The organism is Dyadobacter sp. CY326, from assembly GCF_021390515.1.
GTDB lineage: Bacteria > Bacteroidota > Bacteroidia > Cytophagales > Spirosomataceae > Dyadobacter.
Window position 1 is genome coordinate 86594 of record NZ_JAJUXI010000002.1, and the last position, 15526, is coordinate 102119.

At 44.6% G+C, this 15526-nt stretch carries 14 protein-coding genes and 3 tRNA genes; 7 read left to right on the forward strand and 10 right to left on the reverse strand.

Going from position 1 to position 15526, the window contains the following annotated elements; translation table 11 throughout:
- Positions 1-121 precede the first annotated feature (121 nt).
- Entirely contained in the window at positions 122-883 is a 762-nt protein-coding gene (locus tag LZG73_RS00870) for a DeoR/GlpR family DNA-binding transcription regulator (RefSeq protein WP_233845609.1), read from the reverse strand.
- A gap of 143 nt (positions 884-1026) precedes the next feature.
- Between LZG73_RS00870 and LZG73_RS00875 the strand changes: the two genes are divergently transcribed.
- Positions 1027-1392, forward strand: a complete 366-nt coding sequence (locus LZG73_RS00875) for a DUF4406 domain-containing protein (protein ID WP_233845610.1) — start codon at positions 1027-1029, stop codon at positions 1390-1392.
- Here the strand turns inward: LZG73_RS00875 and LZG73_RS00880 are convergent.
- Complete coding sequence (locus LZG73_RS00880) at positions 1359-2750, reverse strand: sensor histidine kinase KdpD (protein ID WP_233845611.1); 1392 nt, start codon at positions 2748-2750, stop codon at positions 1359-1361. The two genes, LZG73_RS00875 and LZG73_RS00880, sit on opposite strands and share 34 nt — an antisense overlap.
- A gap of 338 nt (positions 2751-3088) precedes the next feature.
- Here LZG73_RS00880 and LZG73_RS00885 point away from each other — a divergent pair, with 338 nt between their 5' ends.
- Positions 3089-4699: an aminotransferase class V-fold PLP-dependent enzyme gene (locus tag LZG73_RS00885; RefSeq protein WP_233845612.1), complete on the forward strand. Its 1611-nt coding sequence runs from the start codon at positions 3089-3091 to the stop codon at positions 4697-4699.
- A gap of 18 nt (positions 4700-4717) precedes the next feature.
- Here the strand turns inward: LZG73_RS00885 and LZG73_RS00890 are convergent, their stop codons facing one another.
- From LZG73_RS00890 to LZG73_RS00925, 8 genes are all read right to left on the reverse strand, one after another.
- Complete coding sequence (locus LZG73_RS00890) at positions 4718-4936, reverse strand: hypothetical protein (RefSeq protein WP_233845613.1); 219 nt, start codon at positions 4934-4936, stop codon at positions 4718-4720.
- A gap of 230 nt (positions 4937-5166) precedes the next feature.
- The gene (locus LZG73_RS00895) at positions 5167-5463 is read right to left on the reverse strand and encodes a hypothetical protein (protein ID WP_233845614.1); all 297 of its coding nucleotides are present in this window, start codon (positions 5461-5463) and stop codon (positions 5167-5169) included.
- 129 nt (positions 5464-5592) lie between these two features.
- Positions 5593-5805: a hypothetical protein gene (locus LZG73_RS00900; protein WP_233845615.1), complete on the reverse strand. Its 213-nt coding sequence runs from the start codon at positions 5803-5805 to the stop codon at positions 5593-5595.
- Positions 5806-5846: 41 nt separating this feature from the next.
- Complete coding sequence (locus tag LZG73_RS00905) at positions 5847-6104, reverse strand: hypothetical protein (protein WP_233845616.1); 258 nt, start codon at positions 6102-6104, stop codon at positions 5847-5849.
- 146 nt (positions 6105-6250) lie between these two features.
- Complete coding sequence (locus tag LZG73_RS00910) at positions 6251-6700, reverse strand: hypothetical protein (protein WP_233845617.1); 450 nt, start codon at positions 6698-6700, stop codon at positions 6251-6253.
- Positions 6701-6842: 142 nt separating this feature from the next.
- Positions 6843-6916: transfer RNA gene (locus LZG73_RS00915), tRNA-Arg, on the reverse strand.
- Positions 6917-6979: 63 nt separating this feature from the next.
- Positions 6980-7053 (reverse strand) — tRNA-Pro (locus LZG73_RS00920).
- A 75-nt stretch (positions 7054-7128) separates the two neighbouring features.
- A tRNA-Ser gene (locus LZG73_RS00925) sits at positions 7129-7215 on the reverse strand.
- A 129-nt stretch (positions 7216-7344) separates the two neighbouring features.
- Here LZG73_RS00925 and LZG73_RS00930 point away from each other — a divergent pair.
- From LZG73_RS00930 to gltB, 5 genes are all read left to right on the forward strand, one after another.
- Positions 7345-8307 carry a VWA domain-containing protein gene (locus LZG73_RS00930; protein ID WP_233845618.1) on the forward strand — a complete coding sequence of 321 codons (963 nt, stop codon included), beginning with the start codon at positions 7345-7347 and terminating at the stop codon, positions 8305-8307.
- Positions 8308-8346: 39 nt separating this feature from the next.
- Positions 8347-9066 (forward strand): hypothetical protein, encoded by a 720-nt coding sequence (locus tag LZG73_RS00935; RefSeq protein ID WP_233845619.1) that lies wholly within the window; start codon positions 8347-8349, stop codon positions 9064-9066.
- A gap of 16 nt (positions 9067-9082) precedes the next feature.
- Complete coding sequence (locus LZG73_RS00940; RefSeq protein ID WP_233845620.1) at positions 9083-10015, forward strand: phosphoribosylaminoimidazolesuccinocarboxamide synthase; 933 nt, start codon at positions 9083-9085, stop codon at positions 10013-10015.
- 55 nt (positions 10016-10070) lie between these two features.
- Entirely contained in the window at positions 10071-10493 is a 423-nt protein-coding gene (locus LZG73_RS00945; protein ID WP_233845621.1) for an STAS domain-containing protein, read from the forward strand.
- Between the two features lie 395 nt (positions 10494-10888).
- Positions 10889-15472 (forward strand): glutamate synthase large subunit, encoded by a 4584-nt coding sequence (gene gltB, locus LZG73_RS00950; RefSeq protein WP_233845622.1) that lies wholly within the window; start codon positions 10889-10891, stop codon positions 15470-15472.
- The last annotated feature ends 54 nt before the right edge of the window (positions 15473-15526 follow it).

Consider the following 15526-nt stretch of genomic DNA (forward strand, 5'->3'; position numbering starts at 1 on the left):
TGAAATCTCCCTGCTTTACAAGCCTCTTGCAAAAAATATAAGCTTGTGACTGAATGGCATAATCGGCAAAGATATTCTTACCCAATTTATTTCAATTATTTATTTAACGGTCACATCAGAGCTATTTTGCGGTCACCACTTCCAATCCTTTGTCCACCAATCCTTTCTTTTTCGCTGCGTCAAGATTGGCGTCAGTGAAGAGGCAATTGATCATATCCAGGCTGCCAAACTTAATGTGACTATCCTTACCGATTTTAGACGAATCACACAGAACATAAATTTGTGATGCATTCCGAATAAATGCAGATGTAATGGACGATTCATGCTCGCTGTGTGCGGTAAGGCCGTTTTGAGCCGAAAGTCCGTCAATCCCAATGAATGCTTTGTGCGCGTGATAGCTGTCAATGTGCTCGATGGCTTTGTGACCGTGCACGGCCTTTCGCTGCTTATCAATCTCCCCTCCTATCAGGTTAAGGTTAATCGCCGGTGTGTCGATCAGCTCTGCCATAATGGGCAATGAGTTGGTAATCACCTTAATGCCGTGTTTCTTTTTCAAATATCTACACATTCTGAAAACGGTGCTGCCACAATCCAGGAAGATGATATCACCGTCCGTCACATACTCGGCGGCTAGGGCTGCGATCTTCTCCTTATTATCTTCATTTGTGTCCGATTTGGCTGTAAAACTGGTTAAAACCTGGTTTTCGATTTTCATAGCGCCGCCATGTGTGCGCAGGAGAAGCCCTTCGTTCGCAATGTCGTGCAAGTCGCGGCGAATGGTTGCGGGAGACATGGAAAGCTTTTCAGCCAGTTCAAATACAGACAGGCTCCCCGACTCGTCAACCGCTGCCAGGATTTTTCTTTTTCTTTCTTGGAAATTCATCGCTAATATTTACATTTGATCAAAATTAATCAATTTTAATCAAAATCGATAATTCTTGCTTTGTTGTTTTAATGCTTATCAAATGTAAGGCAATCCATGAAAACAGCTGTAAATGCTGAGAAAAATCACTTAATCAAATTAATATGAAAGGTTTAATGATTCTTGTTGCCGGTCCGTATCGCTCGGGGACCAATGACGATCCTGCGCTGATGCAGCAAAATTTATCGCGGCTGGAAGCTGTGACACTCGATTTATTTCGCGCCGGACATTTGCCGGTGATCGGGGAATGGCTGGCGCTGCCACTGTTGCACCTGGCAGGGTCAAAAGTGCCTGGCGACGCGCCTTATGAGGAAATTTTGTATCCCGTTGCCGAGCGATTATTGCATAAATGTGACGCCATTCTTCGACTGGAAGGCGCTTCAAAAGGTGCGGATGAGGACGTGCGCATTGGCCGGGAAAGAGGATTGCAGATTTTTTACGATCTGTCCGAAGTGCCCAATTGCAATTGATTTTCTGTGGTCTTGGTCACTAATGCATCAGCCATTGGAATGGATACAAAGAAACAAGTTCCGCCGGTTGGGACGGTTTCAAACCAGATCTTTCCATTTTGAGCAAGAATAAATTCCTGGGTCAATAAAAGGCCCAGGCCCACGCCTTTCTCCTTCTTCGTCCCATATGTCGACTGCACATTCAGAGAAAAAATAGCAGCCTGTCGCTCCGGCGGAATGCCGATGCCATTGTCCTTGATCGCGATCACACAATTTTTTCCGGCTACGATAGAATTGATGCTGATCTGCCCGCCCTCCGGTGTGAACTTAATTGCATTGCCGATCAGATTTCGGAAAATGATCTGCATCATTTCACTATCCGCAAAAATGGCAATGGACGGATCAATGTCATAATCTATTTCAATGTGTTTTCTAATCGCGCCGCTTCTTTCAAGGTTCAGCGTTGTATCCAGCAACTCGTGCAGCACAAGCATTTCTTTGTTTGCAGAAACACCATTAAGCTGTGATTTTGACCAATTTAACAATTTCGAAAGCAGCGCCATGGTGTCCTTCGTGGCTTCCAGCAGATCTTTTTTGATGTCTGCTTTTTGCGCTTCGTCGAGGTCGTATTGATTCAGCAATTCAAGGAAGTTTTGAATGCTCGCGAGCGGCGACCGCAGGTCATGCGCCACGATGGACATGAGCTTGTTCTTTTCCGCATTAATGCGCTCCAATCCTTCGTTTTGTTTCAGGATCTGCGCATTTTTCTCGACTATGAATCTCGATTGTTCCAGCACGGCAGTCCGCTCGCTTTCGTAGCTCCTCCGAATGTTATCCATTGAAATATAAGCCAAAATGGCCACCACGACATATGCAGACATCTGATCGACGAATGCATTCGCGCGATTTGAATAAGTGTAAGGAACAGTTTCAGGATAAAAATATTCGATCGCATTCATCGTCAACACGAGGCAAATATTGATTGGAATCCAGACCTTGTATTGATTTACAGGGCTTATTGCGATGCTCAGCAGCAGAAAAAGCAGATAAAATAATTCAGTCGGGCCGTTTAGGCCTGAGTTCAAAAAATAGTTCAGCGTAAATAATCCCAGCCCCACAATGTTTGCAATCAGGACGGAAACGGTAACCCTGTTTTTAATGCGCGAATTATAATAGAGCATGCACATGATTATCAAAACCACCATGCTGGCAATCGCAATTTTTGGTAAACCTATAATATAGTTAAACGGCACATTGTAGATCAGCGCAGCGATCGAGATCAGGCTTACGGCGTGGAAAATGCGGGCGTTGAGAGGAAAGTCGGACGGCGACCCTAACATTCTAATCCATAAATCGTAAAGCCTGGATTTTATTCGCAAAACGGTCTTTTTTAAAAGTCAGCAGAAGGTAGAAAACGGTTGGTAAAGATCGGTAATTAATGTTGTTCTCCGTTAAGTTATATTAAACAAAAGCCATCATTTCGAATGCAAAATTCAATTTTGGCCAAATTTTTCTAACATAATGTCCCCGGTAACCTACCCGCGAATGGTTCTTTTATATTTGGTAAAGATTCGTTTTAATGTTAAACTCGTCTTTTTAATGCGCCTTATGGCAACACAAAACAATTGCCCTCTATTATTTACACGAAATCTTATATTTTACTGCGCTATTTTTCCGCTTCTCCCTTAATGTTCCTTAACCTGTATTTAAAAAAGTAATGAAACGAAGAGATGTAATTAAAGATTTATCCATGCTCCCGCTTGCCGGAAGCCTCATGGTTCCCAAAAAAGCGACCGAGGAAATCAAATCCCGAAAAGCCGAAGTGGCTGCAAGCAAAGAAATTTACCAGGCGATCGGCGTGGAGCCAATCATCAACTGCCGCGGAACGTTTACGATCATTGGCGGCTCCATCGAAAGGCCCGAAGTGCGCGCTGCAATGGACGCTGCTGCTCAGGTTTTTGTGCAATATGATGAACTTGCTTTTGGCGCGGGGAAACGTTTGGCCGAGCTTACGGGCGCTGAGTGGGGGCTGGTTTCGGCTGGCTGCGCGGCGGGAATGAAGCATGTGACGGTGGCTTGTGTGACGGGCGGCAATCCTGAAAAGCTGGTTCGTATTCCTAATTTGGAAGGTTTTGAGAAAACAGAGGTTATTATTCCAAGATATTCGCGCAACGTTTACGACCACGCGCTTCGCAATGTTGGCGTAACGCTGATCACGGTTGATTCCATTGAAGAGCTGTCCAATGCGATCAGTTCGCGGACGGCGATGATCTACTTAATGGCTGGTGAATCCTCCATGGCAGGTCCAATGTCGCTTGAAGCGATCTCAAAAATTGCCAAAACCAAGAACATTCCTGTAATGGTGGACGCAGCCGCAGAAGATCTCACTATCCCGAATGTGCATTTGAAAATGGGCGCCGACGTGGTGATTTATAGCGGCGGCAAGGCCTTATGCGGCCCGCAATGTGCTGGTTTAGTGTTAGGTAGAAAAGATTTGCTCATGTCGGCCTGGCAGGCAAGCGCTCCGCATCATGGTCCTGGCCGCGACAACAAAGTGGGCCGCGAGGAGACGATGGGAATGGTTGCAGCCGTTGAAGCTTGGACCAAGCGCGACCATGCCGGCGAATGGAAAAGATGGCTTTCGTGGCTGGACAGCATTTCCAAAAAGGTTTCAACAATTGAGTCCGTGAAGACGAAAGTCATTGAACCAACTGAACTTTCAAACCGGACGCCGCAACTGCGAATATCCTGGGACCCTGCAAAACTGAACATTACGGGAGAAGAAATTGCTGAGCTTTTCGGTCGCAGCAAGCCCCGGATTGCGTTGGGCGGCGGAAGTCGGGACGGCGCAACATTCGTTTCTATCACAACGGGACAAATGCAGCCAGGTGACGAAAAAGTGGTTTCTGATCGTTTGTTTGAGGTTTTGTCTCAAAAACGCACGCCGCAAAAAACTGATATGGCAGCAGCCGCTGTTTCCTTGAAGGGACATTGGGAAGCCGATGTTGAGTTTTTCTCTTCAACGAGCAAGCACATGCTGATCATTGAGCAGGACGGCAACTGGCTGGAAGGCTCACACAAAGGCGAATTCAGCGTGCGGGAATTGCAGGGAACTGTGGAAGGCAACGAGTTCAAAATGCGCAGCACCGACCGCCAGCCCGGTGATTCAATTACATTCATGTTTTCAGGAACCGTAAAGAATGACGCGATGACAGGCTCCATTTACATGGGCGAATACATGACAGCCAAGTTCACAGCTAAAAAACTGAAATTTAAAATGAAACGCGAGAAGATCATGATCCCGTCCGGACCTCCTCTTGCGACCTAATCTTTTCAAATCACAATATTAAAAAGAGATTGTTCCGGATAGCTTATCCCTCGGAATGGTCTCTTTTTCAATATATAACGCCATCATTTCCGCAGGCTGCTCCTTCAAAGCAATCTGCTTTATGAAGTTGGTCGCTTCTTTGGCCAGTAATTCTTTGAAATGCTTGGTCCCAAACCGGTCATAATACCAGAGCCAAACCATGTCTTCGGATACGATCACATACTGCACATTCTGCATAGGAGTCCATTAAGTTTTTTTTCAAATATATGGAATAAATCCATTTTATTGGAAATAATCCATATATTAAATTATTTGTGTTTGCATAACATTTGCGGAAGAGCAACAAAACATGATTAGGATTTTAAAACGAAGTCAACAGAGTTTGATGGAAAGTGTATCAAATTCTTTAACATTTCGATAAAAAAAGCACCTAACAAATGAATGTCAATTACTTACATCAATTTAAATCATGATTTGGCCGACCTGCGATTGCCAGTTTGCAACACTCGAAAGCTCCGGTTAAATCTTTCCAACTGCATCAAAAAACTCGATATCCTCAATCCTTCTGCATTATCAGCGCGGCTTTTCATCAGTTCATTCAAATAACAAACTGGCCCACAAGCGTCATTTTCGTCAAAAAAATCATGAATGCAGGCAACCAGCTGCTTCACCTGACCATCAATCATCTCCTGTCTCACCATGCTGACAGCCTCATTGTTCCTAACTTGTGCACTTTTCGCTTTTAATTCATGTGCTGTTCGCATACATTTACAATGTTTAATTGTTACTGATTAAACTCCCCCGGAGACTCTCGGCCTCAGAAACTAAGACGCTCCGGGTTTTTCCCTGACTTATACTAGTCGAGCTTTCCGACTAATTTTGAGCAAAAAATTTTAGTTCGGTGTAAAAGTTATCTCCAACTTGATATCGACTTTGCCGAATTCCGATAGTATTTCTGTCATCCGTTTCTCAGAAATCCCCTGCTGATAAGTGTAATCTTTCCAAGCACTTGTATATCTTCCTTTCTTAACATCAGGCGGCAATGTTGGGTAAATATTCTTCGCCCAATATTCAAAGGCCTCCTTCATTGTTGAGAATTTCTTCATGCTCAAATGTATGTAAAAAGTCCGGATTTCCGACAAGTTATTTAAACAATCTCTACAAAAATGATCTGCGATTTCACTTCACTAACTTCCACCTTATAAAAAGCTTTACTTTTTATCGCCTCTAACACTTCCTTTGCCAACAGACGTTTGTACTCGTCCGAAATGTTGTTCATTCCGTATTTTCCTGTCTTAGGATGTACAAACGCGAGGTAAAGACAATCGTCCTTGATCACGATGTAATAGTAAGCGCAGAATCCTCCTGAGCCGTTTAGTCGCTTTTTCAGGAAAGGGTCGTGCATGACCGTTTAACCTCGTTCCGGAAAGTTTGTCATGGTCTGGATTAAAAAAGTAATCTATGAGTTCCCTGTTGCAAAGACTTGTAAGCATTATTCTTAACAAGCGTTTCAAACTGGCTCTTAAAATTTTGTGTACAAAAAATTTTCATTTACAATCTCGACAGCTCGTCAAAAATTTCATTATAGCCGTCGAGTTTGGGAAGTGTAATGATTGCGGACTTTACATCCTGAATTGTTTCTTTGAGATCATCCAGGGCAAGTAAAAATTCTTCAAGCTCTTTATTTGTCTGATCTGCTTGCAGCGAAGCGCCATAAACCTGCTCTTCTTTGTGATAAAGCTTGGCAATGTGAATGAGGTCTACAATCGCAGTGCGGGTTTGATCATCAGGGATATCAAGCCAGGTGACATCTTCTAAAAATCCGATTAGTCGTTCAATAGACTTTGTTTTTTCCTGCAAATGAATTTTCAGGTCTTTCAACGCCAAATGTTCTTCATTTCGCACATTTTTCGCATTTGCTCCAAAACCTTTATTTGCCTCATGCAAATAAGGGGTGATGCTTCTGCTAAGCGTATGAAAGTTTGAATGTGATGACATCATATTTTTTGTTCGTTAGTATGTGTGTGATATGAAGGACTCGAATATTTCCTTATGCAATAATAAGTAAGATTCGCAAGAAGGACAAGAGACAAATTAAGGCACAAAAAAAGCACTCAACAAATTAATGCTAAGTGCTTAAACGTGATCCGGATGTGATTCGAACACATGACCTACTGCTTAGAAGGCAGTTGCTCTATCCAGCTGAGCTACCGGACCAAAACTTTTAAAGAAAAAGGCAGTAAACAGTATCTGCATACGGCTTACTGCCTTTTTTCGATGTCGGGGAGACAGGATTCGAACCTGCGACCCTCTGGTCCCAAACCAGATGCGCTACCGGGCTGCGCCACTCCCCGAGTTATTTTAATTGCTAAGCTGATATCTTGATTTCGTCAATTGTCAGCTCCTCTTGTTACTTTTTTAGATCGGTGTAGAGGAAGCGGGATTCGAACCCGCGGTACCCTTGCGAGTACGGCAGTTTAGCAAACTACTGGTTTCAGCCACTCACCCATCCCTCCTTCTTTCCGTTCTGGGTTGCAAATATAGAAGGTTGCCTGTCAGAAAAACAAACATTTCCTCAAAAAAACTTTATCAGAAGCCGCAATTCCCTATTTTTGAAAAATTTTAAATTACCCAAAGCGTTCATTATGAACTGGAATTACCCCTTTGAGACCACTGAATTTTTATTTATACTTTTCTTCATTTTAATCTACACAGCCTACATAATCCGCACAGTCCGCATCGCACGGCAGCTCCAAACCACCGCGAGAACACTTATCCTCAAACTTTTTTTACGCACCATTTCCTTCTCATTATTGATCATTAGTTTGCTTGGACCGTCGTTCGGAGAAGCTGACCGACAGATTCAGTCGAAGGGAAAAGATATTTTTATGATCGTTGACCTTTCCAAATCCATGGACGCAGCAGATGTGACGCCTTCGCGATTGGAAAAAGTGAAGTTTGAAATGAACCGCTTTGTCCAAAATGAGCGCGCTAACCGGATCGGGATCATTATTTTCTCCAATGAAGCATTCATCCACGTCCCGCTGACTTACGACGGCGCGGCTTTGGAGCTGTTTATCCAATCGTTACAAACGGACTTGCTGGCAACGGGCGGCACGAACATTTGCGACGCGACGCAGCTGGCTTATAGCAAGCTCATGAATGCTGCTGACCCGAACGGACGCTCCAAAATGATGATCCTTTTCACCGATGGCGAGAACAATTCATCTTGCAGCGGCGCGCTTTACAATAATCTGCGGAGGTTTGGAATTGGCGTTTACACAGTTGCCGTCGGAACGAAAGTGGGCATCAGCATTCAACAGAATGGTAAGCCTTTGATGTATAAGAATGACAAATTGGTGATCAGCAAACTAGACGAAAATTTCCTTAGAACGATGGCCACAGCGTCCAGAGGCTCCTATTACGAGCTAAATAATGCGAAAAACGAAATGCCGAAACTGACCAACGACGTAAATCAGGCGGAAGGAACATTGGTAGATTCGCGGACGATTACGGTGGTGAGTAACAAATATTATTACTTCCTCGGTGCGGCACTGCTGCTGATCGTGCTCGACGTTTTAATTACCATCGGAACGTTCCGACTGTAAAGATCAATGCTTATTTTTGCGTCTCACCAAGCATCACACATGACCGCAATTATTCTTTATGTTTTGCTCTGGCTCTGGGATAATCGGACTTTTGACTCCATTACCAAGGCCAATGAGCGGAAACTGGGCGCGGAACAGGCATATAACAACAAGCAGTTTAAGCACTCGGCGGACCTGTATTATCAAATCACTTACGGCTCCATATTTTCCGACCCGGCTGCCCGCCTGAACCTCGCGCATTCGTACTATCAAATGGGCAATTACAAGCTTGCGCTGAAACACTACGAATTACTGGATCACATTGATAATAACACCATTGCGTCCATTGCCAATAGCCAGATCGCACTGATCAAGGTCAGCCAACAGGACACTGCAAATGCGCTGGATCATTTGAAAATAGCATTAAGACTTGAACCGGGCAACGGGCTCGCCCGAAGTAATTACATTGTTTTGAAAAAGGCATTTTCAGGAGTTGACAAGCCATCTGACTTCAACAACAAAAAGAAAAAATCAGAAAAAGATGCTGTCGCCGAGCGAAATGAGCCAACGCCCCCGGAGCCGAAACCAGAAACAAGAGAAGTGGCCGAAGATGTGCAAAAAGAGGAATTGCTGCGGAGTTTGCGGGAGATGAATATGTCTGAGGAACAGGCCCGTGCGATATTGGATGCCATGAAATCAAACGAATCGCAATATATTTACCAGCTCAGAAAGAAGCAATACAAGTCTAAAACGGCAAAACAAGACGAAATAGAGTGGTAATTTTTACTATAAAAAGATGAATAGCATTCCAGAAACCAACTTTCAATTTCCTGGCCAGACAGGGTTTTACAAAGGAAAAGTGCGCGACGTTTATTCCTTTGAGAAAAAACTTGTAATGGTTGCCAGCGATCGCATTTCTGCTTTCGACGTGATCCTGCCGCGGGCGATTCCCTACAAAGGCCAGGTTTTGAACCAGATCGCGGCGCATTTCCTGAATGCAACGTCTGGCATTGTGCCCAACTGGCTGGAAGAAGTGCCCGATCCGAACGTGAGCATTGGTTTGAAATGCCAGGCTTATCCGGTTGAAATGGTTGTCCGCGGTTATCTGGCCGGACATGCATGGCGTGAATATTCGCTTGGCAAACGCTCAGTTTGCGGCGTCGCGCTGCCGGATGGTTTGAAAGAAAATGACAAACTTCCACAACCGATCATTACGCCGACAACCAAGGCGCATGAAGGCCACGATGAGGACATTTCGCGTGAAGAAATTCTCGCACAAGGACTTGTAAGTGTGGATGATTACGAACATTTGGAAAGATATACACTGGCGCTTTTTGCCAAAGGAACTGAGATGGCGGCTGACCAGGGCTTAATTTTAGTGGATACAAAATATGAATTTGGGCAACTGGATGGTGTTATTTATTTGATTGATGAAATCCACACGCCGGATTCTTCACGCTATTTTTACGCCGACATATATGCGGAGAATCAGCGAGCAGGACTTCCACAAAAACAGCTTAGCAAGGAATTTGTAAGAGAATGGTTGATACAGAATGGTTTTCAAGGTAAAGATGGACAAACCGTGCCCGTAATGGACGACGAACGTGTACAGCTTATTTCAGATCGTTACATTGAATTATTTGAAAAGGTGACAGGTAACAAGTTTCAGAAAAACAATCTGGACAATCCGCTAAAACGCATTGAAAACGCCATTCTAAGAGCATTATAAGCATATTCTGTTGCCGTTTTATTAAAATATTGTTTTTGACAAAACAAAAAATGCAATGAACTATAAACTGGAAAAGAAAGAACAATTTGTATATATAGAGCTGGAAGAGCCTGCATTTGCGGGTGATGTTCCGGCAGCTTTCGAGGAAACAGCGCGCGAAATTTTCCGTGAAGGATATCACAATCTGATCGTGAATATGCAGCCTGTGAAATCGGTGGATCCGGTTGGGGTGACGATTCTAAAAAAAATCAACTGGCTCTGCGCCAACGACCTGGGCCTGCTGGTGATCGTAACGCGTGATGATGATTTTATGGATCTTTTAGAAGATCTTAAAATCCCGGATATGGAAGTGTTGCCATCAAAAGAAGAAGCCATTGACGCGGTTTTCATGCATAGTTTGGAAAACGAATTTGGCGCTGGCGATGATGGTTATGATGATGAGGATTACGATAATGTGACTGAATCGAAAGAGCCGTAACTACTAGGTTTTACATAAATAAAACATTACAGAACGTCTGGCCATTAAAAAGCCAGACGTTTTTTTTGGCTTTGTCACCGTTATTTATTAATTTAACAAGACGCAATTTGTATTTCACGAAGAAGGCAAAACTCTCATTTTCTATTATAAATTTAATAAGTAATGCGGTTATGGCTTAAACAATTATCAATATTTCCATATTATTTGTAACTAAATAATCAAAAATCTTGGTTGATAGAAAATTTTGTCATTTCCGTATTCGGCCAAATATCTTTTATGGTTATCTTGCGTGGCTTTACCCTAACCATAACCCAATGGCGGTTTAGCGCTAATTTTTAATTGCTTATTTAAACAAATTCTATTTACGAATTTGTCAACTTCTGAATCTTCGATTAATGTCGCAAATGATTGAACCAATGGTAGAAAATCAGGGACTGTACCGTCCGGAATTTGAGCATGATGCATGTGGTATAGGTTTCCGGGCTAACATTAAGGGCCGCAAGTCACACCAGATCGTGGCAGACGCCATTCACATGCTTGAACGCATGGAACATAGGGGCGCAACCGGCTTTGATCCGAACACGGGTGATGGTGCAGGCATTTTGATTCAGATTCCACACGAGTTTTTTGTTGAAGAATGTTCACATTTAGGTTTTCAGCTGCCGCCTGCTGGTGAATATGGCGTGGGGATGATCTTTTTCCCAGGCAATGAAACCATGCGTGAAGAATGCCGCGACATTCTGAGCCGCAAAGTCAAAAAGCTTGGCCTTCATATATTAGGTTATAGGAAAGTGCCCACATTGAACAACACATTGGGCGAAGGCTCATTGTCTGTTGAACCGCATGTGGAGCAATTGTTTATCAAGCGCCCGGACGAAGTGACGGACGATCTTGGTTTTGAAAGAAAACTTTACATTCTGCGCCAGGTTTCTGCGAGAATGATTCGCGATACGGTTAAGGGCGTGGAAAGAAGCTTTTACTATTCTTCCCTTTCCTGCCGTACAATCTCATATAAAGGACAGCTTACAACTGCCCAGCTAAAATATTATTTCCCGGATCTGGAAAATGAATCGGTGGTTTCTGCGCTTGCGGTTGTTCACTCACGTTTTTCTACCAACACATTCCCGTCGTGGGAACTGGCTCAGCCATTCCGCTACATTGCGCACAATGGTGAAATTAACACCGTGAAAGGAAATGTGAACTGGATTCGTGCCGGTGAAAAATCATTTGCTTCTGAGTTTTTTACAAAAGAAGAAATGGACATGATCGTCCCGATTTGCGACAGAAATCAGTCTGACTCGGCAAACCTGGACAATGCAATTGAATTGCTGCATCTTTCGGGCCGCTCATTGCCACACGTAATGATGATGCTTATTCCCGAAGCTTGGGACGGAAACGAGCAAATGGATCCTGAACGCAAAGCATTTTATGAATACAATGCTGCAATGATGGAGCCTTGGGATGGTCCGGCTTCCATCTCGTTTACGGATGGTAAAATGGTGGGCGCAACGCTCGACCGTAACGGACTCCGCCCTTCGCGTTACTGGGTTTTGGACGACGACACAATTATTATGGCGTCTGAGGCCGGGGTTTTGGATGTGGATCAATCGCGCGTTGTTACCAAAGGCCGCTTGCAGCCAGGACGCATGTTCGTGGTGGATATGGAGCAAGGCCGCATTATCCCTGATGAAGAAATTAAAGCAGCCGTTTGTTCAGGTCAGCCTTATCAGAAATGGCTGGATGAGAACAAGTTGCACGTGGATCAGTTGGATCACCCGATCCGCACTTACCGTGCTTATGATGACAATGCATTGCTGAAACGTCAAGTTGCATTTGGTTATACATCAGAAGATTTACGGATGATTTTGGCTCCTATGGGCCAGACTGGTCAGGAAGCGATTGGCTCGATGGGAACGGATGTGCCTTTGGCGGTGCTTTCGGAGCAAAGCCAGCATTTGTCCAATTATTTCAAACAGCTTTTTGCACAGGTTACCAATCCACCGATTGACTCGATCCGCGAACGTTCGATTATGTCGCTGATTTCTTTCGTGGGTGGAACAGAAAATATATTAACCGAGACACCAAAACACTGTCGCCAGATCGCGCTTCCGCATCCCATTTTGTCGGTGCAGGAGTTTGATAAACTGCGTTTTGTAGACAAAGACGGTTTTCAGGCCAAAACAATAAACACTTATTTCCGTGCAGACGAAGGCGGAAAAGCTTTGGAAAGAGCATTGGAGCGCATTTGTCGTTACGCAACGGATGCGATTGACGATGGATTTGAAATCCTGATCCTATCTGACCGTGCTATCGACTCGGATCACGCGCCAATTCCTTCATTATTAGCGACTGCAACCATTCACCACCACTTGATCCGCGAAGGATTGAGAGGGAAAGTGGGTCTTTTGGTTGAAGCGGGAGATGTTTGGGAAACACACCATGTTGCCGCATTGATTGGTTACGGTGCTGCGGGAATCTGCCCTTATATGGCATTTGAAACGCTTTCTTTCATGAACCGCCAGAGAATGATTGAAGGTGAATTCACGGACGAGAAACTACATTATAATTACATTAAGGCCATTAATAAGGAGCTTTTAAAGATTTTCTCTAAAATGGGAATTTCTACATTGCAGTCTTACCAAGGCGCACAAATCTTCGAATGCGTTGGTTTGAATAAAGATGTGGTTGATAAATATTTCACAGGAACCATTTCACGCATTAGCGGAATGGGGATTTCTGAGATTGCACGTGAAATCCTGGTGCGTCACAAAGTGGCTTACCACGAAACGCCGGACTCGAAACCTAAGCTGGAAGTGGGTGGATTTTACCAATGGAAACAACGTGGAGAAGCACACATTTTCAACCCTGCCTCTGTGCATTTGTTGCAGCAATCTACGAAAACCAACAGCTACGAAACATTTAAGAAATATTCGAAACTAATTGACGATCAGAGCCATAAGGCGTTAACGCTTCGCGGATTGCTGCGTTTCAAAAAAGGAACGTCTATTCCAATTGAAGAGGTTGAGCCGGTTGAGAGCATCTTCAAACGCTTCGCTACGGGTGCCATGTCATTTGGTTCTATATCGTGGGAAGCGCATACAACATTGGCCATTGCCATGAACCGGATTGGAGGCAAATCCAACTCGGGAGAGGGTGGCGAAGACGAATTGCGTTACACGCGTATGGCGAATGGCGACAGCATGAATTCGCAGATTAAGCAGGTTGCTTCCGGACGTTTCGGGGTTACCAGTCATTATTTGAGCAATGCTGGCGAATTACAGATTAAAACGGCACAAGGTGCAAAACCGGGCGAAGGTGGACAGCTTCCGGGCTTCAAAGTGGATGACTGGATCGGTCGCACACGTCACTCGACGCCGGGTGTAGGCTTGATCTCTCCCCCGCCCCACCACGATATTTACTCGATTGAGGATTTGGCTCAGTTGATTTTTGACCTCAAAAATGCAAACCGTCAGGCTAGGATCAGCGTGAAATTGGTTTCGGAAGCTGGTGTTGGAACAGTTGCTTCGGGTGTTGCTAAGGCGCATGCGGACCACATTCTGATTTCCGGTTATGACGGCGGAACGGGTGCTTCACCTTTGAGTTCGATTCGTCACGCAGGTTTGCCCTGGGAGCTTGGTTTGGCGGAAACGCACCAGACTTTGGTTAAAAACAAATTGCGCGGACGTGTTACCGTTCAGGCTGACGGTCAGCTTCGTACGGGTCGCGACTTGGCGATTGCAGCGATGCTTGGTGCAGAAGAATGGGGCGTGGCGACGGCAGCATTGGTTGCAGCAGGTTGCATTATGATGCGCAAATGCCATTTGAACACTTGCCCTGTGGGTGTTGCAACACAAAATAAAGAATTGCGTGCGTTGTTTTCGGGGAAACCAGAGCATGTGGTAAATATGTTCCACTTCATGGCCGAAGAGTTGCGCGAGATTATGGCACAACTTGGTTTCCGGACTGTAAATGAGATGGTTGGACAAGCCCAATATCTTGAACTGCGCAATGATATCAAACATTGGAAATACAAAAACCTGAACTTCGACGCGATCCTATATAAAGAAGGTGACCTGTCGGTTGCTCAGTTCAAACAGGAAGAACAGGATCACGGCATCGACAGCATTATCGACTGGGATTTGATCAAAGCGGCGCAACCGGCTTTGGAAAGTCAGGATGAAATTTATGCTGAGTTTCCGTTGAACAACTTGAACCGTTCGGTTGGGACAATGCTTTCTAATGAGATTTCTAAAAAATACGGTGGCGCTGGGCTTCCAAAAGGAAACATTCACTTCAAATTCCGTGGAACGGCGGGACAAAGCTTTGGTGCATTCAACACTGCCGGACTTCGTTTGGAACTGGAAGGTGACGCCAATGACTATTTTGGGAAAGGGCTTTGTGGCGCTGAGCTGATCGTTTACCCAGACCGCGATTCGAAATTCAAGCCGGAAGAGAACATTATCATTGGTAACGTTGCTTTTTACGGTGCAACTTCGGGCGACGCTTACATTAGAGGAACAGCGGGTGAACGTTTCTGCGTGCGTAACTCAGGTGCAAAGGTGGTTGTGGAAGGCGTTGGTGACCACGGTTTGGAATATATGACGGGTGGCTTGGCTGTGATTCTTGGCGAAACGGGCAGAAACTTTGCGGCTGGAATGTCGGGCGGTGTGGCTTATGTTTTGGATAAAAGCGGCACGTTCAAAGAGAAAGTGAACATGGAAATGGTTTCGCTGGACCCGCTTAATGACGAAGATCAAGGCATTTTGCGGGAATGTTTGGACAAACATTTCCAGTACACGACCAGCAACATTGCATTCCAATTGATCCAAAACTGGGAACAGTCGGTGAAGCAATTTGTGAAAGTGTTGCCTGCGGATTTCAAAAAAGCACTCGAAGGACGCGGCATTACGCTTGCGCAGCAGATTGCTGATAAGAACGTGGTTTATAAAGATATCGTTGTGGATGTAGTTCACCAATAGGCGGTTACCAACATTAAAGCAGTGATTTTTAATTAGAATAACGATTTAATAAGC

Bases quoted from the DNA above. Each gene is read 5' to 3' on its own strand.
- LZG73_RS00870 (WP_233845609.1), bottom strand. From the start codon at position 883: ATGAATTTCCAAGAAAGAAAAAGAAAAATCCTGGCAGCGGTTGACGAG.
- LZG73_RS00875 (WP_233845610.1), top strand. From the start codon at position 1,027: ATGAAAGGTTTAATGATTCTTGTTGCCGGTCCGTATCGCTCGGGGACC.
- LZG73_RS00885 (WP_233845612.1), top strand. From the start codon at position 3,089: ATGAAACGAAGAGATGTAATTAAAGATTTATCCATGCTCCCGCTTGCC.
- LZG73_RS00890 (WP_233845613.1), bottom strand. From the start codon at position 4,936: ATGCAGAATGTGCAGTATGTGATCGTATCCGAAGACATGGTTTGGCTC.
- LZG73_RS00895 (WP_233845614.1), bottom strand. From the start codon at position 5,463: ATGCGAACAGCACATGAATTAAAAGCGAAAAGTGCACAAGTTAGGAAC.
- LZG73_RS00900 (WP_233845615.1), bottom strand. From the start codon at position 5,805: ATGAAGAAATTCTCAACAATGAAGGAGGCCTTTGAATATTGGGCGAAG.
- LZG73_RS00905 (WP_233845616.1), bottom strand. From the start codon at position 6,104: ATGCACGACCCTTTCCTGAAAAAGCGACTAAACGGCTCAGGAGGATTC.
- LZG73_RS00910 (WP_233845617.1), bottom strand. From the start codon at position 6,700: ATGATGTCATCACATTCAAACTTTCATACGCTTAGCAGAAGCATCACC.
- LZG73_RS00930 (WP_233845618.1), top strand. From the start codon at position 7,345: ATGAACTGGAATTACCCCTTTGAGACCACTGAATTTTTATTTATACTT.
- LZG73_RS00935 (WP_233845619.1), top strand. From the start codon at position 8,347: ATGACCGCAATTATTCTTTATGTTTTGCTCTGGCTCTGGGATAATCGG.
- LZG73_RS00940 (WP_233845620.1), top strand. From the start codon at position 9,083: ATGAATAGCATTCCAGAAACCAACTTTCAATTTCCTGGCCAGACAGGG.
- LZG73_RS00945 (WP_233845621.1), top strand. From the start codon at position 10,071: ATGAACTATAAACTGGAAAAGAAAGAACAATTTGTATATATAGAGCTG.
- gltB (WP_233845622.1), top strand. From the start codon at position 10,889: ATGTCGCAAATGATTGAACCAATGGTAGAAAATCAGGGACTGTACCGT.